Genomic DNA, 22,343 nt, shown 5'->3' with positions numbered 1-22,343 from the left:
ACCTGGTCCTTTCTTGACCGGTTGGGTTGGGGGTGTGACCTTCAGGCAGGGTGTGCGGCGCGGTGGTGGTGGCGCGAGACCATGGCCACACCGGCGCCTGCCAGCGCGACACCGGCGAGGACGCCCGCGCCGAGCTGGAGGTACTCGACGGCGTTGTCGTCGATCGTGACCGTGGCAGGGCCACTGTCCGTGATCGACGATCCGGAATCGGGCGGGTTGTTCTGCAGGATGGAGCCGTCCGGTCGGGTCTGACCGGTGCCGTTGTGCAACGGTTCTCCCGGGTCGGGGCGGGCACCGGCCGGCGCGTCCGGGAAGTCATCCTTGGCCCGAGCCGGCGTGGGGGCGGCACTCGAACGCGACGGCCGACGAGTGGGCGTCATCACGCCGGGCACGAACCCGGTCGATGCGCTCGACGCGATTCGCATGCCACGCCTCGACGTCCTTGTCGTGGACCAGTGCGAGGAGGTCCTTGCGCTGGACCCCGACTCATCCGCACGAGCGGAGTTCTTCGATCGCCTCGTGGAGTTCGGTGGCAGGAACAAGAAGCTGCTCGTGATCTCGATGCGCGCCGACCGGCTGGGCGAGTTGTCGACTCACCCTGAGTTCGCTCGTGTCGTCGAGAGCGGTCTCTACCTGCTCGGCCCGATGACCGAGCTGGAACTTCGCCACGCCATCGAGGGACCGGCGGCCCAGGCCGGATTGCGGCTCGAGCCCGGACTGGTCGACCTCCTCGTGCGAGAGGTGGCCGGCGAGCCCGCGGCCCTCCCGCTCCTGTCGCACGTGCTGCGCCAGACGTGGCGTCACCGTGAAGGGGCGACCCTCACGGTTCAGGGATATGCGGCGACTGGCGGGGTGCGTGCCGCCGTCTCGCAGACTGCCGAAGGGCTCTTCCGGAAGCTCACCCCCGACCGCCAGACCATCGTCCGTGAGTTGATGCTTCGCTTGGTGTCCCCGGACGAGGGCGGCGACCCGGTCCGGACTCGTGTCCCTCGACGAGTTGTGACGGGCGACCAGACGCACGCCGAACTCGTGGAGCAACTCGTGGCTGCTCGGCTCCTCGCGAGCGACGGTGACACAGTCGAGATCGCGCACGAGTCGTTGGCATTGGCATGGCCCCGACTGCGGTCATGGCTGGACGAGGACATCGAGGGCCTCCGGACCATGCGCCACCTCTCCGTCGCGGCGACAAGTTGGGACGAGCTCGGACGCCCCGACAGCGAGCTCTATCGAGGTGTACGTGAGGCACGCGCCAGGGAATGGCGAGCACGGGCCAACCCGACGCTGACCGTTGAGGAACAGGGCTTCCTCGAGGCGTCAGCAGGTCTTGCCGACCGCGAGGAGAAGGCAACCGAGGAGCAGGTCCGCCGCGAACGCCGCCTCAACCAGCGCCTGCGCCTCGGTCTGGCGGCCACGGCGGGGCTGCTCGCCGTAGCGGTCATCCTCGGCACGCTTGCCAAGACCTCCGCCGATCGCGCCGACACCGAGGCGGCGGCCGCGGCGGCTCAGGCCCGGACGGCTGACGCCCGGCGGCTCGGCGCGGAGGCCATGCGGACCGAGGACCACGACCGTTCGCTGCTCCTGGCGGCTGCCGGTGTCACGTTGGACGATTCGGTGGAGACCCGCAACTACCTGCTGGACACGCTGGGACGCGCTCCTTCGCTTTTGGCGAGTTCTCGTGCCCCGGGGATCACCTTCGGCCTGGCCGTCAATCCCAGGACTGGTCTGGTCGCCACGAACACCAGCGGCCAGGATGTTCGCTTCCTCGAGGGCGGGAGCCTCGAACCCGCAACCCAGCCCGAGGAGGGAACCCGGGCAATCGGCCTCGTCGCGAGTCCTGATGGAACGCGCTTTGCCGCAGTCGGTGAGCTGACCCTGGTGCGGGACGGCATGCTCCCCGCCATCGTCCTCCTCAACGCGGACGGCACCCGGTCACCCACGCAGCTCGGGGGCACCCCCGAGGGTTTCCACACCTTCCAGGAGCTGCACTTCAGCCCGAACGGTCGTTGGCTCTCCACCACCCTGCGCCCCTACGCCCAAGGCGAGGAAGCCGAGCGGACTCTGGTGTGGGATCTGAGGTCACCCACCCGTCCGGTGGCGACCCTGACGCTCGAAAATCCGGGGAGCCCGATCGTCAGCCTGGATGGCCGCTTGCTCTACACCAAGGGTGGCGACCGGCTCCAGGTCACCGACCTCCCGTCAGGATCAGTGCGCCGAACGATTACGACTGACGATCTCGCGGTCCGCGAACTGGGTGACTCCATGGCCGCCAGCCCGGACGGCACGATGCTCGCGCTGACTGCCGGAGACGAGGTGGTCGTCCTCGATGCAGCGTCACTCACGCCGAAGGCCTACCTCCCGGGGCTGGGCTGGGCGAGCGGCGTGGGCTTCTCGCCGGACAGCACGCGGCTGGCCGCCAGTGGCGATCGGCTCATCGTGTGGGATGTCAGTGGCCCCGAACCCACGGAACTTCTCGTCCAGGACAGCTTCTCTGAGCACCCACGCTTCAGCCCTGACGGCAACACGGTCTACACGGCAAACAGGGGGCTCCTCCAGGCCTGGGACCTCACGGGGCAGCGACGCTTCCTCACCGATCGCACGGGTTTCGACCCTGGACTGGGTCAGCCCGTCGTGCGGTGGACCCGCGACCTCACCAAGGTGGGCTACGCCAGCATCGGGCCGACCTTCCGGGTGCGCGACATGTCCGCGGGCAGCATGTCCGAAGAGGTCAAGATCGACATGGAACAACGCAACATGGTCGACCTCACGTGGCACCCGGACGGATCGATCCTCAACGTCACGTCAGGTGATCCGACCGTTCGGATCTGGGATGCCGCCACGGGCAAGGAACTGGCCCGGCACCCTCTGGGCGGAGGCATCGAAGGGGCTGCCTTCGGATGGTTCACCGACGACGGAAAGCGCCTCTTGATCGGCACCACCACGGGGCGCCTCCACGTCCTCGACGCGCGGACCCTGAAACCACTTCGTGAACCCATCCAGGTGTACGAACCCGAGGGCGGAGAGCCCCGCACCCTCGGCGGTTTCATGCCGAACGCCAACGGGCACTCGGTCTTCACCAGCGACCGGATCGTCGACACGGTCGCCGGTGCGGTGCGCGAGTATCCCGACCTCGGCGCCGAGTTCAAGGACGTCTTCCCCTCGCCGGACGGCACCCGCCTCTTTGTCGACGCACTGGAAGCGGGAACCGGGCTTCTCAACCTGGAGTCGATGACATGGATCTCGCGCCCCAATCCGGCACAGGCGCGGATGGTCGGCTGGCAAGGTGCGTTCACCGACGACGGCTCACTGTTTACGAGTGTCGGGGACGACGGGCACGCCCACGTGTGGGACGGCCGAACCGGCGCCCTTCTGGCGTCCATGCCGATGGATTCCACCGGCGATCCGGCATTCACGAAGGACAAGAGGAGCCTTGTTGTCGCCGCCGATTCCGGGTCGGTGTTGACCTGGAACCTCGACCCGACAACGTGGCGCGCCGCCGCCTGCCGCCTCGCCGGCCGCGACCTCACCCAAGAGGAGTGGCGCACCTATCTCCCGAACCGACCGTTCACGTCGGTCTGCGGAACCTGACGTTCGGTATACCCGTCCACCCCGCCATGCTCCCAGCGCCTACTCGAACAGGTCGGCCGCGCCGAAGCGGCCATCCGTGCCGCGGAACACCACGACGACCCGCATGTTCGCGAACCCGTCGTTGGCGTCGCAAATCGTCGTGACGTCGGTTCCGACCTTGGGGGTGTTCGGGCAGGTGACGTCCTCGTAGTAGCCCTCCTCCAGGGCCTCAGCCAGCGCCAACCCGCTGACCGACCCGTCCGGTGCCACGTCGACGCGGCTGGCCGGCGGGCCCATGAAACCCTCATCACCCATCGGCCCGCCCATGAGCAACCCGAAGAACAGGATGGGCAGCAAAGTCATCCCAATGAACGTGAGCATGGCCCCGGCAAGCGCACCGAGCAGACCCGCCACCCACGGGTTGAGCCCGCTCGACTGCGGCTGGGGAACCGGATATCCGACGTATGCCGGGTGGCCGGCATACGCCGGAGGCCCACCCTGGGCGGGCGGCGTGTAGGGCGACCCCTGGTGGGGTGGGTGGAACTGCGACACGGAAGGCTCCTCGGGTCGAACGGCGGCTCAGGATGACACGCCGCCACGCCTCAATGCGACCGATTCGCGGCCTTGGCCGCTTTCTCCTCGGCCTTGATGCGCGCCCACTCCGTCTCGACCTCTTCGGGGGTCGACGCGTCCCCATCAGCGAAGACATGCGGGTGACGCCGCACGAGCTTCTCGACCAAGAGTCCCGCCACGTCGTCGATGTCGAACGCGTCCTCGGGCGACTCTGCGTCCTCACCCACGCGCGCATGGAAGAGCACCTGCAAGAGCACGTCCCCGAGTTCCTCGGCCAGGTGCTGCCGGTCCCCCGACGCAATGGCCTCGACGGCCTCGCCGGCCTCCTCGGTGAGGTACTTCGCCAGCGACTCGTGCGTCTGCTTCGCATCCCACGGGCAGCCGCCCGGTGAGCGCAGCCGGTCCATGACGGCCACCGCGTCGAGGAGCCGCGACCCGGGCACGTCCCACGAGCCCACGACGACCTCGACCTCCGGGGGCACCTCGAGACGGGACACCTCCGACGCGATGGCGTCCGTCAGCCCGGGGTCCGCGTCAGAGGACCCGAGCCACACCACGTCACCCTCGGCGGCCCGTCCCACCAACAGGCGGGCCAACTCAGGCGCAGACACCTCGGGTCCCACCGCCTCGACGCTCAACCCCGACTCCACCACGGCGTCGACAACCGGCTCGGACGCATCCCGGCAGAAACGCACGGAAGCCGACTCCACGGCATACCAGGCACTGCGGGACAGCAGCCCCGGCGAGACGCGCGGGCTGGTGACGAGGAGGCTCAGGCGCCCCACGACGTCACTGTGCCGGCGCGTCGGCTGCGGGGGCGGTGGGAATGAGCCAGTTGGGCTGGTCCTGGACAAGCCCGAGCTCGCGCGTGTCAAAGCGTCCGTAGCGCGGGTTGACCGTCACGTCGAGCCCGGCGATCTGCTTCGTGAGCGACTGGCCGCTGGCCTCGTCGAGCTGCTGCAGGCTCGCGTCAGCGCGGAACACCTCGATCGTCGATGCGGCCGGCGCCTCCCCCAGTGCCTGGAACGCCGGAGTCGCGCGCGCCGCGGACTCGCTCACGGGCTGACCCGCACTGGCGGCGGCATCGATCGCATAGGGGGCGAGGATGAGGTAGTTGAGGGTCCGCGCGGGAGTGAGGGCCGGGTCCGGCTTCAGGGCCTTGTTGAGCTGGTCGGTGGCTTCGGACACCTGCTGCTCGGTGATGACCCGCCCCTCGACCACGGCAGCAGTCTGGGCAGACGTCGTGCCTGAACAGGCCGACAGGGCGAGGACGCCCGCGAGGGCGATGGCAGTGGTGCGAGCCTTGACGGCCTTCACAAGGTGTCCCTTCGTCATCGGGTGGCTCGGCTGTGAGTCGCGGTTCCGGACGTGGCCACCTTCGCTGCTTCCCCGACATTGTCCATGACGACCGACCGGATGACAGCACCCGCCCACTCGAGAACTTCCCGGTTGCGCAGCGGCTTGCCTCCGACGCGGGCGGTCATCGGCTTCGGGACAAGGATCGTGCCGAGCGCCTCCTTGACGATCGAGCCGGGATAGAGGCGCTTGAGGCGCAGTTCCTGACTCTCGCGCAGCTCGATCGGTCCGAAGCGGATCGCGTTGCCCTGCACCGAGATGTCACGTATGCCGGCCGCCCGAGCGACCGTGCGCAGTCGCGCCACCTCGATGAGGTTGCCGACTGCCTCCGGCGGTTTGCCGTAGCGGTCGATGAGCTCGGCCTCGATCTCGGCAAGCGCCGCCTCGTCGGTGACGGTGGCGAGCTTCTTGTAGGCCTCGAGTCGGAGCCGCTCCCCCGGCACGTAGTCGTGCGGGAGGTGCGCGTCCACGGGCAGCTCGATCTTGATCTCAGCGATCTCCTCGTCGACGTCACCGCGGAAAGTCGCGACGGCTTCGCCGACGAGTCGGATGTAGAGGTCGAAGCCAACGCCGGCGATGTGGCCGGACTGCTCGCCGCCGAGGAGGTTTCCGGCGCCGCGGATCTCGAGGTCCTTCATGGCCACCTGCATGCCGGCGCCGAGGTCGGTGTGGCTCGCGATCGTCTGGAGCCGGTCGTGGGCGGTCTCGGTGAGCGGCGCCTCGGGCGGATAGAGGAAGTAGGAGTAGGCCCGCTCTCGGCCGCGCCCGACGCGACCACGCAACTGGTGCAGCTGGCTCAGGCCCAGGCGGTCGGCGCGCTCGACGATGAGGGTGTTGGCGTTGGAGATGTCGAGGCCGGTCTCGACGATCGTCGTGCAGACGAGGACGTCGAAGCGCTTCTCCCAGAAGTCGACGACGACCTGCTCGAGCTTGTGCTCGCCCATCTTGCCGTGGGCTGTGGCGACCCGGGCCTCGGGCACGAGCTCACGGATCCGGGCCGCAGCCTTCTCGATCGTCGACACCTTGTTGTGGATGTAGAAGACCTGGCCTTCGCGCAGCAGCTCGCGGCGGATGGCAGCGGTGATCTGCTTCTCCTCGTAGGCACCGACGTAGGTGAGGACGGGGTGTCGCTCTTCCGGAGGCGTTGCGAGAGTGGACATTTCACGTATGCCGGTCACAGCCATTTCGAGTGTGCGCGGGATCGGGGTCGCGGACATCGCAAGAACGTCCACCGCCGTGCGGAGCGACTTGAGCTGCTCCTTGTGCTCGACGCCGAAGCGCTGCTCCTCGTCGACGACGACGAGGCCGAGGTCCTTGAACCTGATCGAGTCGGAGAGGAGGCGGTGGGTGCCGATGACGAGGTCGACGGAGCCGTCGGACAGGCCCTCGATGACGGCCTCGGACTCCTTCTTGCTCTGGAAGCGGCTCAGCGCCTTGACCGTCACGGGGTAGGGGGCGTAGCGCTCCGTGAAGGTCTGGAGGTGCTGCTGCACGAGCAGCGTCGTCGGCACGAGGACGGCGACCTGCTTGCCGTCCTGGATGGCCTTGAACGCGGCACGCACCGCGATCTCGGTCTTGCCGTAGCCGACGTCGCCGGCGAGCAGCCGGTCCATGGGGACCTCACGCTCCATGTCGGCCTTGACCTCGTCGATCGAGCTCAGCTGGTCGGGCGTCTCGATGTAGGCGAAGGCATCCTCGAGCTCGCGCTGCCACGGGGTGTCCCGGGAGAAGGCGTGCCCCTTGGTCGCCATGCGCGCCGAGTAGAGCTGGATGAGCTCGGCCGCGATCTGCTTGACGTAGCGGCGGGCCTTGGACTTGGTCTGCTTCCAGTCCGAGCCACCCATCCGGTTGAGCGTCGGCTGCTCACCACCGACGTAGCGCGTCACCTGGTCGAGCTGGTCGGTGGGGACGAAGAGGCGGTCGCCCGGTTGCCCCCGCTTGCTGGCGGCGTACTCGAGCACGAGGTATTCACGCGTCGCACCCTGGACCGTGCGCTGCATCATCTCGACGAACTTGCCGACACCGTGCTGCTCGTGGACGACGAAGTCACCCGGCTTCAGCTGAAGGGGGTCGACCTGGTTGCGGCGACGGGACGGCATACGCCGCATGTCCTTGGTCGACGGACCGGTGGACGGAGTGCCGGTGAGGTCCATCTCGGTGAGGACGGCGAGCTTGCTCGCCGGGTGGAGGAACCCTCGACCCAGCTGGGCGGTCGTCACGTGCACGAGGCCGGGGTCGAAGGCCTCGAGCGACGCGTCGAGTCGGGCCGGGACCTCGGCCTCCCCCAGGACCTCGACGATGCGCTTGGCCGAGCCCTGTCCGTCGGTGGCGACGAGGACGCGCCAGCCGGCGTCGGTCCACGTACGCAGGTCGGCAGCGGCCGCCTCGATGTCACCGCGATAGGCGTTCGCGTCCTCGGTGCCGGTCTCGACGACCTCTCCGTCGGTCGTGTCCGCGGTCTCGGTGTCGAGCGCGAAGGGCGTGAGGTCCCACCACGGGTGCTCGGCCTCGCGGGCGTGGTCGCGCAGGTCCGCGACCGACCAGAACGACGCCTGGCCGAGGATGCGCTCGAGGTCGATGGGGACGGAGTTGCCGGCCGCGGCATTGGCCCACCCGGCCTCGAGGAACTCCTGGCTCGTGGCCACGAGGTCGTGGGCGCGGGTGCGGACCCGCTCCGGGTCGCAGACGACGACGGGTGACCCGGTCGGGAAGCTGTCGAGCACGGACTCCATGCCGTCGACGAGGGCGGGTGCCAAGGACTCCATGCCCTCGACGGCGATACCCGCGGCGAGCTTGTGGAGGAGATCCGCCGCTCCCGGGAGCTGGTCGGCGAGCGAGGCTGCACGATCACGCACGGCGTCCGTGAGGAGCACCTCGCGGCACGGTGGCGCCCAGAGTCCGTGCGACGCAACCTCGAGCGAGCGCTGGTCGGCGACCTTGAACCAGCGGATCTCCTCGACGGTGTCGCCCCAGAACTCGACGCGAAGCGGGTGCTCCTCCGTCGGCGGGAAGACGTCGAGGATGCCTCCCCTGACCGCGAATTCGCCGCGTCGCTCGACGAGGTCGGTGCGGGTGTAGGCAGCCGCTGCGAGCCCCTCCACGACGGAGTCGAGGTCGTGCTCCTCGCCGGCACGGAGTGCCACGGGGACGAGATCGCCCAGGCCCCGAGCAATCGGCTGGAGGACGGCGCGCACCGGGGCGACGACGACGGAGAGCGGGCCATGGGCGGCGTCGTCATCGGCGACCGTCGTGGGGTGCGCGAGGCGCCGCAGGACCGCGAGGCGGCGTCCCACCGTGTCGGAGCGCGGACTCAGGCGCTCGTGCGGGAGCGTCTCCCACGAGGGGAAGTCGGCGACGACGTCGGGGTCCAGGACGCAGCCCAGTGCGGCGGTGAGGTCCTCCGCCTCACGGCTCGTCGCCGTGACGACCAGCAGCGGCAACCGCGCCGGGTCGCTGGCGCGCATTCGCGCGACGGCCGAGGCGATGAGTGCCGGGCGTGCGCCGGCGCTCACGGAGACGTCGAGCAGCGCCGTGCCACGGGCGGTGGCGGTGTCGAGGAAGGTGTGGATCTGGGGTGCGGCGCCGAAATGGTCGACGACGGGTTGCAGCGTGGACATCGCTCCCCAGCCTAGTGCTCTCCCGCACCCCGACTTTCCCGCCGGAAGTTCACGGCTCCGACGGTCAGCGCCCGGCTGCGGGTGCGTGGAAGCGCTGCTGCGTGTCGAGCAGCCCTTGGGTCACGAGCATCTCGACAGCGTCGGCGGCGTCGTCGAGGAGGAAGGGCAGTTCCTTGCGCTCGGTCGGCGAGAAGTCCTTGAGGACGTAGTCGGCCGCGTCCTGACGGCCCGGAGGCCGCCCGATACCGACCCGCACCCGGAGATAGTCGCGTGTCCCGAGCGACTTCGAGATCGACCGCAGGCCGTTGTGGCCGCCTTCGCCGCCTCCGAGCTTGAGCCGGACGTCGCCCGCGGGGATGTCGAGCTCGTCGTGGATGACGACGAGCCGGTCGGGGGTCACCGAGAAGAAGCCCATGAGCGCCTTGACTGGCCCACCCGACTCGTTCATGTAGCTGTGCGGAATCGCGATGACGGCGCTCGGGCCTGGCACTCCCCCGGGGCCCATGCCGATGCGGACCTGGGCCGCCGACGCCCGCGCCTTGTGCGCGCGCAGCGCGCTCTTCGTCCGGGAAGCCAACTCGTCGACGACCATCGCTCCGACGTTGTGCCGGTTGCCGGCATACGTCGGCCCTGGGTTCCCCAGTCCGATGACCACCCACGTCTCACTCACAACGACCAAGTATGCCGTCCGCCCCAGCGCATACAGAACTCACCCAAGTGGACGGCTGGCGACGGTCCCTCGTGTTCCCAACCGTCCAATTGGGTGAGTTCGGTACACGAACGGCAGGCCCGGTCCGTCGTGGTGACGGACCGGGCCTGCCGGTGGATCAGTCGAGCGCAGTCGCTCTGTGGAGCGCGGTGGCTCAGGCGTCCTCGGACTTCTCCGCGTCGCCCTCTGCAGCCTCGCCCTCGGCAGCCTCGGCGGCCTCGCCCTCGGCGGCCTCCGGCTCCTCGTGCTCGACGCCAGCCTCGGCCTCGGCCTCGGCGAGCTCGGCGTCCAGCGCCTCCTGCGAGATCTGCTGGGTGACGTTGACGACGAGCGCCTCGGGGTCGGTGACCAGCGTGGAACCCTCGGGCAGCTCGAGCGCGCCGGCGAGGATCTGCGTGCCGGCCTCGAGGCCCTCGACGGAGACGGTGATCGACTCGGGGATGTTGGTGGCCTCGGCCTCGACCTGGACGCTCGAGTGGTCCAGGCTGACGACGGTCTCGGGGGCAGCCTCGCCCTCGACGTGCACGGAGACGTCGACGGTGACCTTCTCGCCCTTGCGGACGATGACGAGGTCGACGTGCTCGATGACCGGCTTGATCGGGTCGCGCTGGACGTCCTTGGCGAGAGCAAGCTGCTCGTCACCGTCGAGGACGATCGTGAGGAGCGCGTTGGCGTGCTTGAGCGCCATCATGGCGTCGTGGCCCGGAAGGGTGATGTGCACGGGCTCGGCGCCGTGGCCGTACATGACCGCGGGGATCTTGTGGTCGCGGCGGATCTGGCGGGCAGCGCCCTTGCCGAACTTGGTGCGGGCCTCGGCCTGCAGCTTGAAGGTGTCGTTGGTCACGGGAGACTCCTGGGAAGAGGGCGAATCGGTCAGAGACGACGCCGGTGGGGACTCGACGTCTGCGGTGGCCTCGACGCGGGACGCGGCACGGACAGGCGCGGGTCCACGGAAAGCCATGGGCTGACAAGCCGAACTTTCGATGACCACCGCGTCGATCACGGACGCGCATGGCCCGAACATCACTGGCCGGTACTGCGTCCCTCGCCGAGGCAACCCCACGAGTCTAGGCGACGGGCCGTGAGCAGGGAAATCGACGTATGCCGTCCGCCCACCTCCCGCGGCCCCCTCGCCTCAGGCGACCGGCACCTCTGGCGTTGCGTCCGCGACTGTGGCCGTCAGGGCAGCCGCATCTGCGGACGCAGGGACAGGCTCGACGTCGAGGTCCTCACCCTCGGGCTTCTCCCCGAGGCGGACGGCGACCACTCCGCCGAGGATGAACACGCCGCCGACGACCTGGATCCAACCGGGCAGCTCACCCAGCAGCATCCAGGCGATGAGGACGGCGAACAGCACCTCGGACAGGCCCACGAAGCTCGCGACGGTGGCGCCGACGAGCCGCGTGCCGATGACGCCGATGCCATAGGCGAAGGCGGCCGCCACCACGGCGAGTTCGGCGACCGGCACCCACCAGGAGACAGTGGCGCCAGCGATCTGGACGCTGTCGCGCGCCGTGCCGTAGTCGATGAGGCCCGTCGCGCTGGCCACGACGAGGAGGACCGCACCAACGCCCAGCCCGAAGCCGGCCAGAGCGAGCGGCGGCAGCGACTCCTCGTGCTCATGTCCCGACGTGACGTAGTACGTCGCGAGACCCACGGCGGCGAGGAGACCCCACACGACACCGGTCCACGAGACCTGCACTCCGGAGAAGACGTCGAGGACGAGGACGAGTCCAGCGATCGAGAGGCCAACCCCGAGCAGGGTCAACCGCGAGGGGCGTCGGCCGTGGCGTGCCCACATCCAGCCCACGACGAAGACGATCCCGAGGTATTCGAGGAGCAGGGCCACGGCCACGGACAGGGTCTCGACCGCGTTGAAGTAGGCGAACTGACAGCCCGCCACGGCGACGGCACCGAAGGCCAGCACCTGACCAGCGTTGCGCCGCAGCAGGAACCAACGGCCGCCCAGAGCCCAGACCGCCACCGGGACAAGGACCACGGCAGCCAGCGCGACACGCCAGGTCACGACGCCCCCGGGCGTCCAGCCGGCGTTGAGCAGGGACTTGGCGAACGCACCCGACGAACCGAACGCTGCGGAGGAGAGGACGACGAAGGCAAGGCCAACCGCCATGGCACGCGCGGATCGGGTCTGGATTCCAGCGTTCATGATGCTCACCTCGTCAGTAGTAAAATGTAGTGTTGGTCCTTACGTCGATCACGCTAGACCTCCCGAATGTCAGGAGTCAACATGGTTTTTGCATCTGACACAGAGCTGACCCTTCAGCACGCCACCGCGCTCATCAACACGGAGCGCGGGTTCGGCGACTCGATGGAGGAGGATCTGCCGACGATCGAGGCCCTGGTCTGGTTCTTCGACCAGTGGCGGTGGAGCGGCCGCAAGCCTCGGACCCGGGCGGAGCTCGAGGCCGTGCACGCGCTGCGCCCGCGCCTGCGCGAGCTCTGGGGCCGCGACGTCGAGGGCCTCGTCGACGGAGTCAACGAACTGCTCGCCGAGCACCACGCCCTCCCCCGGCTCGTCCGTCACGACGACCTGGACTGGCACATCCACGCCACTGACGACGAAGCCCCGCTCGCCAACCGCATGGCGGTCGAGGCAGCCATGGCCATCGTGGACCTCATCCGCATGGGCGAGACGGAACGCCTACGGGTGTGCGCCGCCGACGACTGCGACGACGTCGTCATCGACCTCACGAAGAATCGAAGCCGGCGCTACTGCGACGGGACGTGCGCCAACAAGGCCCACGTCGCGGCATACAGGGCTCGTCAGAACAGCTGAAAATCTGTTTCCCGACTTATTGCCCGTTCGGCCAGTTCGTCGCTGCACTCCTCACTGGCCGAACGGGCAATAAGTCGGGGGTTTCAGGCGCGTCCGCCGAAGAGGCTCGTCACCGAGCCGTCCTCGAAGACCTCCTTGATCGCAGCGCTGATGAGCGGTGCGATCGACAGGATCGTCAACCCCTCGAACTCGTTCTCGGGGTCGATGGGCAGCGTGTTCGTGACGATGACCTCGCGCGCCGAGCACTCGCGCAGCCGCTCGACGGCCGGCGGCGACAGGATCGCGTGGGTCGCAGCGATGACGACGTCCTTGGCCCCGTCTGCCATGAGGGCGTCTGCGGCCTTGGTGATCGTGCCGGCGGTGTCGATCATGTCGTCGACGAGGATGCAGACGCGGCCCTTGACCTCACCGACGACGCGGTTGGCGACGGCCTGGTTGGGCTGGTTGATGTCGCGCGTCTTGTGGATGAAGGCCAGCGGCACCCCACCGAGGCGCTTGGACCACTGCTCCGCGACCTTGATGCGGCCGGCGTCGGGCGAGACGACTGCGAGGTCCTCGTGCCCGTACTTCGCCGAGACGTAGTCGGACAGGACCGGCTGCGCCATGAGGTGGTCCACCGGGCCGTCGAAGAAGCCCTGGATCTGGTCGGTGTGCAGGTCGACGATGATGAGTCGGTCGGCGCCGGCGGTCTTGAAGAGGTCTGCCATGAGTCGCGCGGAGATGGGCTCGCGACCACGGTGCTTCTTGTCCTGGCGCGCGTAGCCGTAGAACGGCATGACGACCGTGATGCGCTTGGCGCTCGCCCGCTTGAGCGCGTCGATCATGATGAGGTGCTCCATGATCGCCTCGTTGAGCGGGGCGGCGTGGCTCTGGATGACGAACGCGTCGGAGCCGCGCACGGACTCTTCGAAGCGGACGTAGATCTCTCCGTTGGCGAAGTTGTAGGCGCTCGTCGGGACGAGTTCGGTGCCGATGAGCGCGGCAATCTCCTGCGCCAGCCCGGGGTGCGCCCGCCCCGAGAAGACCATGAGCTGCTTCTTCGGCTTCTTGCGGATGTTGGCCGACTTGGGCCGGTCTTGCTTCATGCTCAGGCCTTTCCGTCCGTGTCGGTCGTGTCAGACGAGTCCGTATGCCGTGTGCCCGCTTCCGTGGCCGCGTTCGCTGCCGCTTCGGTCTTCGTTCCGGCGCGGGCCCGGGCGACCCAGCCGTCGACGTTCTTCTGGCGACCGCGGGCCACCGCGATCTGGCCGGGCTCGACGTCGCCGGTGAGGGCTGAGCCCGCGGCGACATAGGCACCGTCGGCCACGTCGACCGGCGCGATGAGCACCGTGTCGGAGCCGACGAACGAGTGCTTGCCGATCGTCGTGTGGTGCTTGTTGACACCGTCGTAGTTGGCGAAGATCGTGCCCGCTCCGATGTTGGCGCCGTCGCCGATGGTGGCGTCGCCGGCGTACGTCAGGTGCGGGACCTTGGCACCGTCGCCGATGGTCGTGTTCTTGGTCTCGACGAACCCACCGATCTTGCCCTTGACGCCGAGGACGGTGCCGGGCCGCAGGTAGGAGAACGGGCCGACCGTCGCCTGAGCACCGATCTGCGCAAGGTTGGCCTCGGTGCGCTTGACCTCGGCGCCCTCACCCACCTCGGTGTCCGTGAGCGTCGAGTCGGGGCCGATGCGAGCATCCGCGCCGATGGTCGTCGCGCCGAGCAACTGGGTGTTCGGGAGGATCGTCGCGTCGCGGCCGATGGTGACGTCGGTGTCGATCCACGTCGTGGCCGGGTCGACGATGGTGACGCCCTCGCGCATCCACTTCTCGTTGTTGCGCTTGTTGAGCTCACGCCCCAAGGTGGCGAGCTGGACGCGGTCGTTGACGCCCTCGGTCTGCCAGAGGTCGTCGATGACGTGGGCGCTGACGCGGCGGCCGGCGTCGCGGGCGATGGCGAGGACGTCGGTGAGGTACTTCTCGCCCTGCGCGTTGTCGGTGCCGACCTGGCCCAGTGCGTCGCGGAGGACAGCGACGTCGAACGCGTAGATGCCCGAGTTGATCTCGGTGATCGCGCGCTGCTCCTCGGTGGCGTCCTTCTGCTCGACGATCCCAGCGACTCCGCCGTCGGCGTCGCGGACGATGCGCCCGTAGCCGTGGGGGTTCGCGAGGTGGGCGGTGATGACAGTCGCGGCGCTGCCGGACTCGTCGTGGCGCGCGACGAGGTCGACGAGGGTGTCGCCCGTGAGCAGCGGCACGTCGCCGTAGGTCACGAGCACCGTGCCCGTGAGGTCCGCGGGCAGGATGTCGAGGGCGCACTCGGTCGCGCGCCCCGTGCCCTTGACCTCGTCCTGGTCCGCGATGGACGCGGTCGCGTCGACGTCGGCGATGTGGGCAGCGACGAGGTCGCGCTCGTGACGCACGACGACGGCGAGGTGCTCGGGGTTGGTGGCGCGGGCTGCGGCCATGGCGTGTCCGACGAGACTGCGACCCCCGATCCGGTGCAGCACCTTGGGGGTGGCTGACTTCATCCGGGTTCCCTCGCCTGCGGCGAGGATGATGACAGCGGCGGGCCGAGCAGTGGTCACGAGGGGGGCTCCCGGGGTTCGTGGCGGCGTACCGCGCCACTCTACCGACGGCCGGATCGAAAACCGACTCGGTGCGGATGGTGCCGGGATACGCTCCCGCCGTGAGGCGGAGCAACGCTGGAAGAACTGCCACGGCGGTGGCTGTGGCCTGCGTCGTGACGACGCTCCTGAGCGGCTGCACACCGGCCAATGGCGGCCTCATCGGCGTCACCGTCGACGAGTCCGGGAAGCCGGTGTTCCTCCTGAACCCGTGCGAAGGCGAGATCGACACCTTCACCGTCGCGATGGTCGGCCCCAACCACGAGCCAGGGAGTGATTTCTCGTGGCACCGGCGTAGTGGCGTGCTGACAGAACCCACCGACTTCGCCCCGTACGGCAACGACCCCGACTGGGAGTCCGACACGGCACTCCCCGAACACCTCGGTTCGGAGGACGTCTTCTCGGTTGCAGCCGAGGAGAACGGCTTTGCCAGCGCGCACAGGACGCGTGGGCTGAGTGTGAACGCTGCGGAGCTGGCGGAACTGAAGCCCGGTGAGGTGCTGCACAACCGGTACGACAGCTCGGACCAGCCGTCCGTTGACGCTTCGGGGACGGTCCACCCGGTGGGCAACAAGCGCACCGACCGCGCCGGCTTCGCCGAGCTCGCCTGTCGATAGGTCAGGTGGCCGAGTTCGTGAGGTCCGTCAAGGGGGGCATGGACTCCACAGGTTGAACCACTATCCTTGGCAGCGCATGGGGATGCAGTGCTCGACGCCGAGGGCTGCCGTTTGGTCAGGAGCCTTTGGATGGATGCAGCGCGCCCCCGAATCAGGGTGCACGTCATCGCGGTCGATGACGACCAGCGCATGCTGCTCGCCCGGAAGCCCGGCACCGTGATGTGGACCTTGCCGTGGGACTACCTCAAGACCAACGAAGATCCTTCTCGTGTGGTGCGCAACCTGATCCGCGAGACGGGCGCATCCCCGGGCGTACCCCGCGGGCAGGGAATCGAGAGCGCCGTCGAGCACGGCGAGCACTTCCTCGACCTGACGTTCCGGTGCGGAGCCGAGCGGGTGTGGAAGGCGACCCCGTGGCAGGGCGGCCCACTCTGGTGGAGCCTCGACGAGATGACCTCACTCGACCTGACAGCCCGCGCCAAGAGCACCCTCGTCCACGCCTGGCCACAGCTCTGGCCCAACCTCTGAGCCGCTCGGCGCGGTTCGCGGATCCACTCAGCGGCTAAGACCCCTCACCTCCGCGGCAACGGATTCGGGCCGGTGGCAGTGACGAGCCGCTGCGGCACCCAGCCTTCGACATGGGTGAAGCCGTCGAAGGTTCCTCCCTCGTCCGCGACGACGTCGAAGAACGAGCGCCGATAGAACTTCACGTGGGTGAAGTCCTCGAACAGCACGTAGACCGGGTCGACATCGGCACTCTGGAACTGTTGCCCAGTCAGTGCCGCGCGGTGGTCTCGCGAGAAGTCGTCGAACTCGTCACCGACAACGACGCCGAGGTGCTCCAGGCCCATCCGGTAGACCCGCTGGTGAACGGGTGGGATGAGTTCGATGCGCGAGAGCGGCTTGCCGTCGAGGACGTCGAGCGGCTCGGCGAGCAGGATCAATGAGATCGGGCGCCCGTTCCAGAGGTTCTCGAGGTTCGCTCTGGCGTGGCGCTCCAGCAGGGTGCGCTGCTGGACGTAGAGGTCCCAATCGGCGACGCGGACGGCGATGTGGCTGAGCCCGTACGGCGAGATGTCGATGCCGCGAGTCAGAAGGCGGTCACGCTGAGTCGCGGCAAAGGCGCGATAGTCCCCGATGATGTCGACAATCGGGTCAGACTGCTCCATCTGGCACCTCCTTCGCCATCGTAGGGAGACATGGCGCCGGACAGAATCACGCGTTGTGACTGTCCGCGACTGCCCCGACGGGGCATTCGCGAAGTGATCTGGCATCACGGCTGGCCCAGGCAGGCTCGGCTCGAAGGCACGGTCCCTCCTATCGCCGGTGCTCTCCTTCGGCAGCCTCGGCGGCCTGCTCGGCTGCGACTCTCTGGAGGATCAGCGTCGCCACGGTCGCGATCACCGAGCCCACGAGCCCGATGCCGAGGAGCATCAGCGCCACCGCGACGACGCGACCCTCTGTCGTGACGGGGAATCGGTCCCCGTAGCCGACTGTCGTCACGGTGGTGCAGGCCCACCACAGCGCATCTCCGAAAGTCGTGATGTTCGCGCCCTCTGCGTCCCTCTCCGCGTCGAGGACCGCGAGCGCACTCAGACCGACCGCGAGTGACGCCGCGCCGGCCACGTAGACCAGCACCCGCCCCGCGAGGCTGTTCGCGGCGGATCGATCGAGGATTCGCACCAAGGCGAGCAGTCGAAGCGCCCGAAGAGGACGGAGCAAGGGCAGGAGGACGAGAGCGACGTCGTACCAGTGCCGCACGGCATACTCGCGTCGGTCCTCGGCCAGCACGAGCCGAATGACCAGGTCGACGGCGAAGGCGCCCCAGACCGTCCACGACACCGCACCGAGGATGGTTCGTGTGTCCGGATCCATGCGGGGGTCGAGCACGGGCCACGCGTAGGCCACGAGAAACGCGAGGGCCAGCAAGATCAGCGGCACCTCAGAGCGCCGCTCCCACCTCTCCACCGTCATGGGCGGGAGTGTGCCAGTCGGCGCGGCGCGCTAGCGTCGGGCCTCGTGATCGTATGGCTCAACGGCACCCACGGCGCCGGCAAGACGACGACCAGCGCGCTCGTGCAGTCGCTGCTTCCGCACTCACGGGTGTTCGATGCCGAGAAGGTCGGCGAGACGCTGATGGACATCACCCCTGGCCTGCCCGAGACGGACAACTTCCAGCACTGGCCTCCTTGGCGGCCGCTCGTGGTCGAGACCGCGCGCCACATCCTCGACTACACCGGCGGCACCCTCGTGATCCCCATGACCGTCCTGATCGAGGACTACTGGCGCGAGATCAGCGCGGGGCTCGCGCACCATGCCATCCCGGTTCGGCACTTCGTCATTCACGCCGACCAGGAGACCCTTCGCGCGCGAATCGACGCGGACGCTGTTCTTGGTCCGTCCCCATTCCGCCTCAAGTACCTCGAGTCCTATGCCGAGGCTGCCCGCACCTGGCTGAGGGAAGAGGGCGAGTTCATCGACACCACCCATCGCACACCTGAGCAGGCCGCTCGGCAGATCGCAGACGCTGTCAACAGTTGAAGCCCCCCTCCGATCCCACATGCGCAGGTCAGAGACCTGATGTGTGCTCCCCGGGTAGGAGTCGAACCTACGTCGCTAGTCCTGATTCAAAGTCAGGCGGGCCCTGCCGGCAGACCAACCGGGGATCGATGCGCGAGGCGAGCTCACGGCATACGACGGACAAGGGTAGTTGACCCGAGCGTGAGGTTCGCCCGGTCCCCGCGGTGAGTGGTCCGCGGGCAGGGCAGAATGGGGCGAGTGAGTCGAGACCAGGCAGTGACCAAGGTGCGCACTCCGCGGGGGCGAATGACCGGAGCCCAGCGGCGTGAGCAGCTCATCGGCATCGGCCGGCAGCTGTTCGCGAACCGCGGCTACGAGGCGACGACGGTCGAGGAGATCGCGAGTGCTGCCGGGGTGTCCAAGCCGGTTGTCTATGAGCACTTCGGCGGCAAAGAAGGCCTGTATGCCGTGATCGTCGATCGCGAGATCCAGTCACTTCTCGGGGCGATCGCCGGTGCGCTCGCCTCCGAGGGCGGGTCACGGGTGCTGCTGGAACGTGCCGCGATGGCGCTGCTCGACTACATCGAGACATCGACGGACGGCTTCCGCATCCTCGTGCGCGACTCGCCGCCCGGGCAGCAGACCGGCAGCTTCGCCTCGCTCATGTCGGACGTAGCCTCCCAGGTCGAGCACTTGCTCGCGGCGCAGTTCACCACCCGTGGACTCGACCCCAAGCAGGCGCCGATGTATGCGCAGATGCTCGTCGGCATGGTGGCCCTCACCGGTCAGTGGTGGCTGGAGAACCCGAAGGCCAAGAAGCGTGACGTCGCCGCGGCGCTGGTGAACCTCGCGTGGAACGGCCTCGCCGGCCTCGAGTCGAAGCCGACCATCACCCACGTCTGACGGTTCCGCTCTTCGACTTTGTGCCCCATTGGGACAAGAGGAGCGCGGCGACGAATGTCCCAATGGGGCACGAAGTCGGCTGTCAGACGATGAAGTCGATCTTGTTGCGGCCGACGAGCTGGAACTCCACTCGGTTGCCCACCGGGTCGTCGGTGTGGAACCGCCGGACACCGGGGATGTCGGTGTTCCAGCGGACGTCTCCCCCGGCCCCCGCGATCGCGGCGGCGAGGCTGTCGATGTCGTCGACGGCGAGGCAGGGGTGGGCCTTGAGCGCGGGCGCGAACGCGGTCTCGACGCCGCAGTGGAGTTCGTCCTCACCGATCGCGAACCACACCCCGCCACGAGCGGCCAGAGCCGCGGGCTTGGGGATCTCAGGCATGCCGCAGACGACGCCGTAGAAGTGGCGCAGCAGGTCCTCGGACCCGGCCGGGCAGGAGAGTTGGACGTGGTGGATTCCGACGATCGCCATCAGTTGGCCTCGTTCTTTCGAGCGACAGCGAAGACGCGGCGGAAGGGGAAGAGCACGCCGACCTCGCTGCGGGGATAGGCCTCTTCGAGGGCCGCGGCATACGGCTCGAGGAAGGCGTCGCGTTCCTCGCCCTCGGGAAGGATGTCGAGGACTGGCCGCAGTCCGGTCGCGCTGACCCAGTCGAGCACCGGGTTCTCCGACGCACCCTCCGGGTCGAGGACATGTGAATAGACCGTCTCCCACGCGTCGACCGTGCACCCCAGGCGGCTGAGGAAGGTGAGGTAGGTCTTGGGCTCGCCGACGGCCGGGAGGTCGAGGGCGGCGAGCAGTTCGTTGGCGCGGGCGTGCGTGCCGGCCGACTCGCGCATGAGCGCGTGGCTGGGCGCGTCGAAGTTGTTGGGAACCTGCAGGGCCAGCCAGCCGCCGGGCGCCAGCACGTCGACCCAGGTGGGGAGGAGGTTGAGATGCCCGGGCACCCACTGGAGCGTCGAGTTCGTGATGATGACGTCAGGCGCCTGGCTGAGGGTGGCCGGGTCCCAGTCCATGAGGTCGGCCTGAACCCATTCGACCCGGTCGTCCTTGTCGAGGGCACGGGCTGCCTCGAGCATCGACTCCGCGGCGTCGACACCGACGATCCGGGCGTCGGGCCACAGCTGTCCGAGCGTGAGGGTGGCCGGCCCGTTGCCGCACCCGAGGTCCACGACGAGGGCCGGGGCATCGGCGCGCACCTGGGCGATGAGGTCGGCGAAGGGACGTCCGCGCTGCTCCCCGAACTGTGCGTATGCCGTGGGATCCCAGCTCGGCTGTGTGCGCATCGTTGCCCTTCCCTGCCGTGTGCGAGCGACTGGCCAGCCGCTCGTCCCCAACTCTTCCCCGTCGATATCTTGATGTCAAGATACTTGACGGGAGTACAGTCGCCCTCATGCCCGAGGATGACGTTGACCGTATCGTCTCAGCCTGGCGCCGGGAGCGTCCGGAGCTCGACGTCACTCCACTCGAGATTCTCAGTCGCGTCTCGCGCCTTGCCCGCCGCCTCGACCTCGCACGCGGGGAGGCCTTCAGCGAGCACGAGCTCGAGGGGTGGGAGTTCGACGTCCTGTCGGCACTGCGACGCGCGGGCTCACCCTATGAGCTCTCCCCCGGCCAGCTCGTCGCCGAAACGCTGGTGACGAGCGGAACGATGACGAATCGCGTCGACCGACTGCTCACCCGCGGGTTCGTCGAGCGCCACCCAGACCCTCGCGACCGTCGTGGCGTCATCGTCCGGCTCACGCCGGAAGGCATGAGGGTCGTCGACTCCGCCCTCGACGACCTGCTGGCCCACGAGCGCGAACTCCTGGCCGAGCTGCCCAAGGCCGAGCGGACGACCCTCGCCAAGCAGCTCCGGTCGCTGCTGGTCCCCCTCGAAACCCCCTGATTCGCCCGCGGCCTCGCCCTCGCACCCGTCAGTCGGGGGCTCTGCGTCGGGTCGGGGGCTCTGCGTCGGGTCGGGGGCTTTGGGCGCCCCGACCGACTGCACAGGCCCCGACCCACCGCCCAGGCCGTCGGCCTGAGCTGACCTTCGCGATTCAGAAGGACGCCCGGAGCAGCGCGGTGACACCGACCGCCACCGCCACGCACAGCACGAGCGGCAGCCGCCGCCAGAGCATCACGCCCGCCACGGCGACGCCGACCGTGTGCGCACCCACGGCCCACGTCTTCCCCAGAGCCAGCACCGACGTGACCACGAGCGCGCTCAGCAGGGCCGGCGCGATGAGGATGATCACGCGGCTGAACCACGCTGGCAGCTCACGCCCCCCAAGCAGCACCGGTCCGAACCCCTTGATGACGGCGGTCAACACCGCGCAGGCCACGATGAGCACCCAGATCTGGGTGGACGACAGCGTGATGAGGGCCTCCGAGCAAGCCCGACCAGCGCCACGACACTCGCCGCGAGAATCGGCACGCCGGGCGGCGCGATCGGCACCAGCGCGAGGGCCAGCAGGCCGCCGGCAATCGCGACACCTCGTGAGGCCCGGTCGCGCAGCTCCGCGATGAGGAGTGCAAGGAAGAACGTCGGATAGATCGCGTCGAGGCCGAGGCGGTCGGTGTCGCCGAGGGATCCACCGAACACGGCACCGATGACCGAGCCCAGGGTCCACGTGACGTACTGCGGCAGGGTCGTCCCGAACAGCAGCCACCGATCGAACGTCCCGTCACCGCGGTTGGCGAGGGCCCATGAAGCGTCGACGACCGCCTGACCTTGGGCAGCACGTTTGACCGGGCCGCCGGGCAGCGACGGCGCGAGGGCGATGCCCATCGCGAGGAATCGCGAGTTCATCAGGCCGGACGCGGTGAGCGCAGCCGCGATCCCACCGCCACCGACGAGCACGGACAGCATCGCGAACTGGGCGGACCCGGCGAACACGATCACGGACGTGACGATCGCCTGCGCGACGCTGAAGCCTGCCTGCAGCGCGAGCACGGCGAACGAGAGACTCAGCAGCCCGCCGACCAGGGCGAACGGGACCCCCAGCCTCAGGCCCTTCGCGAACGACGACCGCGCGTCGTCGCTCCACCGTCTCGCTGTCATCGGGTGAGTCTAGGAACTCGAGCGCCCCACCCGTGCGG

General features: G+C 68.7%; 23 protein-coding genes and 1 tRNA gene. 7 read left to right on the top strand and 17 right to left on the bottom strand.

The window, feature by feature from the left end; translation table 11 throughout:
- Positions 1-41: 41 nt before the first annotated feature.
- Positions 42-425: a hypothetical protein gene (locus N802_RS08150; RefSeq protein WP_156971329.1), complete on the bottom strand. Its 384-nt coding sequence runs from the start codon at positions 423-425 to the stop codon at positions 42-44.
- On the opposite strand from N802_RS08150, the gene N802_RS08145 reads away from it, so the two are divergent.
- Positions 337-3,585 carry a WD40 repeat domain-containing protein gene (locus N802_RS08145; protein WP_342666752.1) on the top strand — a complete coding sequence of 1,083 codons (3,249 nt, stop codon included), beginning with the start codon at positions 337-339 and terminating at the stop codon, positions 3,583-3,585. The genes N802_RS08150 and N802_RS08145 overlap by 89 nt on opposite strands.
- Before the next feature lie 39 nt (positions 3,586-3,624).
- Here N802_RS08145 and N802_RS08140 read toward each other — a convergent pair whose 3' ends face one another.
- The 7 genes from N802_RS08140 to N802_RS08110 form a co-directional block, all read right to left on the bottom strand.
- Positions 3,625-4,116 carry a hypothetical protein gene (locus N802_RS08140; RefSeq protein ID WP_035914610.1) on the bottom strand — a complete coding sequence of 164 codons (492 nt, stop codon included), beginning with the start codon at positions 4,114-4,116 and terminating at the stop codon, positions 3,625-3,627.
- A 50-nt stretch (positions 4,117-4,166) separates the two neighbouring features.
- Positions 4,167-4,922 carry a MazG nucleotide pyrophosphohydrolase domain-containing protein gene (locus N802_RS08135; protein ID WP_035914609.1) on the bottom strand — a complete coding sequence of 252 codons (756 nt, stop codon included), beginning with the start codon at positions 4,920-4,922 and terminating at the stop codon, positions 4,167-4,169.
- A gap of 4 nt (positions 4,923-4,926) precedes the next feature.
- A complete protein-coding gene (locus N802_RS08130) occupies positions 4,927-5,472 on the bottom strand; it encodes a hypothetical protein (protein ID WP_035914606.1) in 546 nt (181 codons plus the stop codon).
- Positions 5,469-9,110, bottom strand: coding sequence for a transcription-repair coupling factor (gene mfd / locus N802_RS08125; protein WP_035914603.1), 3,642 nt, complete (start codon positions 9,108-9,110; stop codon positions 5,469-5,471). Before mfd ends, N802_RS08130 begins: the two co-directional genes overlap by 4 nt.
- A gap of 64 nt (positions 9,111-9,174) precedes the next feature.
- Positions 9,175-9,780: an aminoacyl-tRNA hydrolase gene (gene pth / locus N802_RS08120; RefSeq protein WP_035914600.1), complete on the bottom strand. Its 606-nt coding sequence runs from the start codon at positions 9,778-9,780 to the stop codon at positions 9,175-9,177.
- Between the two features lie 193 nt (positions 9,781-9,973).
- Positions 9,974-10,663, bottom strand: a complete 690-nt coding sequence (locus N802_RS08115; protein WP_035914598.1) for a 50S ribosomal protein L25/general stress protein Ctc — start codon at positions 10,661-10,663, stop codon at positions 9,974-9,976.
- Between the two features lie 291 nt (positions 10,664-10,954).
- Positions 10,955-11,986, bottom strand: a complete 1,032-nt coding sequence (locus N802_RS08110; protein ID WP_052109695.1) for an EamA family transporter — start codon at positions 11,984-11,986, stop codon at positions 10,955-10,957.
- 81 nt (positions 11,987-12,067) lie between these two features.
- Here N802_RS08110 and N802_RS08105 point away from each other — a divergent pair, with 81 nt between their 5' ends.
- Positions 12,068-12,616: a CGNR zinc finger domain-containing protein gene (locus N802_RS08105; protein WP_035914597.1), complete on the top strand. Its 549-nt coding sequence runs from the start codon at positions 12,068-12,070 to the stop codon at positions 12,614-12,616.
- Positions 12,617-12,699: 83 nt separating this feature from the next.
- On the opposite strand, the gene N802_RS08100 is transcribed toward N802_RS08105, so the two are convergent.
- Complete coding sequence (locus tag N802_RS08100) at positions 12,700-13,701, bottom strand: ribose-phosphate diphosphokinase (protein WP_035914595.1); 1,002 nt, start codon at positions 13,699-13,701, stop codon at positions 12,700-12,702.
- A 2-nt stretch (positions 13,702-13,703) separates the two neighbouring features.
- Positions 13,704-15,185 carry a bifunctional UDP-N-acetylglucosamine diphosphorylase/glucosamine-1-phosphate N-acetyltransferase GlmU gene (gene glmU, locus N802_RS08095; protein ID WP_035914593.1) on the bottom strand — a complete coding sequence of 494 codons (1,482 nt, stop codon included), beginning with the start codon at positions 15,183-15,185 and terminating at the stop codon, positions 13,704-13,706.
- Between the two features lie 101 nt (positions 15,186-15,286).
- Between glmU and N802_RS08090 the strand changes: the two genes are divergently transcribed.
- The gene (locus N802_RS08090; protein WP_156971327.1) at positions 15,287-15,841 is read left to right on the top strand and encodes a hypothetical protein; all 555 of its coding nucleotides are present in this window, start codon (positions 15,287-15,289) and stop codon (positions 15,839-15,841) included.
- A gap of 129 nt (positions 15,842-15,970) precedes the next feature.
- On the top strand, positions 15,971-16,369 hold the full coding sequence (locus N802_RS08085) for an NUDIX hydrolase (protein ID WP_035914589.1): 399 nt from the start codon (positions 15,971-15,973) through the stop codon (positions 16,367-16,369).
- A 44-nt stretch (positions 16,370-16,413) separates the two neighbouring features.
- On the opposite strand, the gene N802_RS08080 is transcribed toward N802_RS08085, so the two are convergent.
- On the bottom strand, positions 16,414-17,010 hold the full coding sequence (locus N802_RS08080; protein WP_035914586.1) for a VOC family protein: 597 nt from the start codon (positions 17,008-17,010) through the stop codon (positions 16,414-16,416).
- Between the two features lie 148 nt (positions 17,011-17,158).
- Positions 17,159-17,815, bottom strand: coding sequence for a potassium channel family protein (locus N802_RS08075; RefSeq protein WP_052109630.1), 657 nt, complete (start codon positions 17,813-17,815; stop codon positions 17,159-17,161).
- 45 nt (positions 17,816-17,860) lie between these two features.
- On the opposite strand from N802_RS08075, the gene N802_RS08070 reads away from it, so the two are divergent.
- The gene (locus N802_RS08070; RefSeq protein ID WP_035914584.1) at positions 17,861-18,382 is read left to right on the top strand and encodes an AAA family ATPase; all 522 of its coding nucleotides are present in this window, start codon (positions 17,861-17,863) and stop codon (positions 18,380-18,382) included.
- A 46-nt stretch (positions 18,383-18,428) separates the two neighbouring features.
- Here N802_RS08070 and N802_RS08065 read toward each other — a convergent pair.
- A tRNA-Gln gene (locus N802_RS08065) sits at positions 18,429-18,507 on the bottom strand.
- Positions 18,508-18,667: 160 nt separating this feature from the next.
- On the opposite strand from N802_RS08065, the gene N802_RS08060 reads away from it, so the two are divergent.
- Positions 18,668-19,264: a TetR/AcrR family transcriptional regulator gene (locus tag N802_RS08060; protein ID WP_035914582.1), complete on the top strand. Its 597-nt coding sequence runs from the start codon at positions 18,668-18,670 to the stop codon at positions 19,262-19,264.
- Positions 19,265-19,346: 82 nt separating this feature from the next.
- Here the strand turns inward: N802_RS08060 and N802_RS08055 are convergent, their stop codons facing one another.
- A complete protein-coding gene (locus tag N802_RS08055) occupies positions 19,347-19,733 on the bottom strand; it encodes a VOC family protein (protein WP_035914580.1) in 387 nt (128 codons plus the stop codon).
- Positions 19,733-20,548, bottom strand: a complete 816-nt coding sequence (locus tag N802_RS08050) for a methyltransferase domain-containing protein (RefSeq protein WP_035914578.1) — start codon at positions 20,546-20,548, stop codon at positions 19,733-19,735. The genes N802_RS08055 and N802_RS08050 overlap by 1 nt, the downstream gene beginning before the upstream one ends.
- Before the next feature lie 107 nt (positions 20,549-20,655).
- Here N802_RS08050 and N802_RS08045 point away from each other — a divergent pair, with 107 nt between their 5' ends.
- Positions 20,656-21,150, top strand: coding sequence for a MarR family winged helix-turn-helix transcriptional regulator (locus tag N802_RS08045; protein ID WP_035914576.1), 495 nt, complete (start codon positions 20,656-20,658; stop codon positions 21,148-21,150).
- A gap of 151 nt (positions 21,151-21,301) precedes the next feature.
- Here the strand turns inward: N802_RS08045 and N802_RS08040 are convergent, their stop codons facing one another.
- The gene (locus tag N802_RS08040; protein WP_245613873.1) at positions 21,302-21,595 is read right to left on the bottom strand and encodes an AzlD domain-containing protein; all 294 of its coding nucleotides are present in this window, start codon (positions 21,593-21,595) and stop codon (positions 21,302-21,304) included.
- A complete protein-coding gene (locus N802_RS08035; RefSeq protein ID WP_052109628.1) occupies positions 21,568-22,305 on the bottom strand; it encodes an AzlC family ABC transporter permease in 738 nt (245 codons plus the stop codon). The genes N802_RS08040 and N802_RS08035 overlap by 28 nt, the downstream gene beginning before the upstream one ends.
- Positions 22,306-22,343: the final 38 nt, after the last annotated feature.

It is taken from the genome of Knoellia sinensis KCTC 19936, from assembly GCF_000768705.1.
Lineage (GTDB): Bacteria > Actinomycetota > Actinomycetes > Actinomycetales > Dermatophilaceae > Knoellia > Knoellia sinensis.
The sequence above is the reverse complement of the archived record's forward strand: the minus strand, read 5'-3'. Positions and strand labels throughout refer to the sequence as shown.